The sequence below is a fragment of the Anaerolineae bacterium genome, from assembly GCA_014360855.1.
GTDB lineage: Bacteria > Chloroflexota > Anaerolineae > JACIWP01 > JACIWP01 > JACIWP01.
Window position 1 is genome coordinate 1 of sequence record JACIWP010000386.1, and the last position, 2,165, is coordinate 2,165.

At 64.7% G+C, this 2,165-nt stretch carries 1 protein-coding gene; it reads right to left on the reverse strand.

What is annotated here, in order from left to right; all coding sequences use genetic code 11:
* Window positions 1-2,165: exo-alpha-sialidase (locus tag H5T60_14290; GenBank protein ID MBC7243602.1), on the reverse strand; the 2,165-nt coding region annotated here is incomplete at both ends.

A 2,165-nucleotide genomic window follows, 5' to 3' on the forward strand; every position in this document is an offset into this window, starting at 1 on the left:
ACCCACATGCCCTCATTGGGGTCCCATACCGGCCCGATACAATCGCTCCAGGAGGCATCCGGCCAGGGGGTGTTCCCGGTGCGGGTCTGGAAGAAGATCTTGGTGCCGGCCGGCGTCACGCCCCACCACTCCAGCCGGTTCCAGCGGGTGTCATCGTTGGCCTCGAACACGCGCGAGACGTAGACGCCGGGGCTGGGCGGTGCGCCGGGCCGTGCGAAGAAGATATTGCGCTCCAGGGCATAGCCGGCCAGCGGGTCGGCGCGCCGGTCGTCGTCCCAGACCACGTAGGGCAGGTTGGCGCTGTCGTGATAGGTGCCGGCCGGCCGGTACTGCCGCACTGAGGCCGGCGCGTTCTGCAGATAGCGGTCTTCCCCGAGATAGCGGATCAGCTTGGCGTTGTCGTTGACGATGATATTCTCGTCAATGATGTACTCCGGGCTGGTCCAGTCCTCCCGGTACGGGCGGGCGACGTAGATGTCCGCGTTCCAGGCATCATAGTTGCGCCAGTCGGACCAGAGGAGATAGACGATGTCGGTGTCGGGTGGGCCGGGGCTGAAGGCTGGGTAGGCCTGGCGGGCGCCGGCATAGTGCCAGACCTGCTTGCGCCGCTCGCCGGGCAGGGTGGGGTCCGGCGCCGGCTCACAGGGAAGCGCATCTCCCTGGCCGTACGGCGGTTGGAAACAGCTTTCCGGGATGGCCGGCGCGATATCGTTGGCCGGCACATTGCCGTAAATGGTGTAATTCGTGCCGAAGGGGCTTTCTACCAGGGGCGGGAACGGCTCGGAAGGCGGACAGCCGTAATCCGGCTCGGCCACGATGCGTTCCAGATAAAAGTACGGTCCGAAGGTCCAGGCATAATAGATATCGGGGTCATCCATACCGCCGCGATAGTCCTGCCAGGCGAAGTGGATGGCCTCTCCCTTGTAAATGCCGTGGAACTCCACCTCGGTAGTCTCGGGAGGCGGCGAAGCACAGACAGAGCTCCCCGGCGTGAAGACCTCCGTGCGGGTGATCTCCAGGCGGGGGTAGGAATGGATGATGGTGGGGTCCCGCTGGGGGAACAGGGTCTCATCATCGTTGATGCGCCGGTCAACGTCAAAGGAGTAATCGTCGCAGGGCGGGGTGCAGGTGCGGCCCCAGGTGAAGTAGATATCACCGCTGTCGCCGGCGGCGATGTTGCGGGAATCCTCCCACACGATGTAGACGCGGTCGGCCACCACGGTCACCGCCGGCGAGCGCTGGGACTGCGCGGTGGAGGCGGGAAAATCGGTGACGAAGATGTTGCGGGTCCAGGTTTCCCCGCCGTCCGCGGAAACGGCCATGTAAATATCGTCGTTGCCGTGCCGGCGGTCCTGCCATACCAGATAGATATTGCCCAGCTCGTCCACGGCCAGGGATGGGCTTACCTGGTCAGCGTCGCCGGCGTCGTCATTGACAGGGTTAGAGGCCGGCTCAGTCCAGGTCAATCCGCCGTCCGTAGAGCGGGCGAACCAGATATCGTAATTCCCGCGGCGGTTGTCCTGCCAGGCGATGTAAATGGCATCGTGCACCGCGTCGTAGACCATCGCCGGCGCGCGCTGATTGACGTTGCGGAACAGCGGGTCCTGGTTGACGCGCACCTCCGGCTCCCAGGTGGTGCCGCCGTCGGTGGAGCGGGCAAAGTAGATATCGCGGTTGTTGATTTCCCCGTTGCGGCCGTCCTCCCAGGCCACATACAGGTGGCCGGCGGGGTTGCGCGCCATCACCGGCGCGATCTGGTTGACCGGCCCTGCATATGTGCTGACGCCGAGGTCCGGGTTATACAAGTGTGGGCCGGCGAGGGGGCCCGAGATGGGGAGCGCCAGCGGCGCGGTGATGGGTTCCTCGTACAGCCCCGACAGCATCACCAGGCCCAGGGGATGGGAGAGGTCCATGTTCGAGAAGCCGGCCTGGAAATCCTCATGCCGCGTGTCCACGAAGGCTGCCGACGCCCGCACCGGCACAAACTGCGGGCCAAAGACGTTGTTCTCCTCGTCCAGCTCCACCACATTGCCGTCAGTGTCCACCTGCGCATAGAGGACATAGTTGCGGGTGCGGGTGAAAACAAAGGAGAAGGTGATCGGTACTTCAGCGCCTTGCTTCAGGAGATAGCCCTGCACGCCCTGGGTGAGGGTGCCGGGCTGACC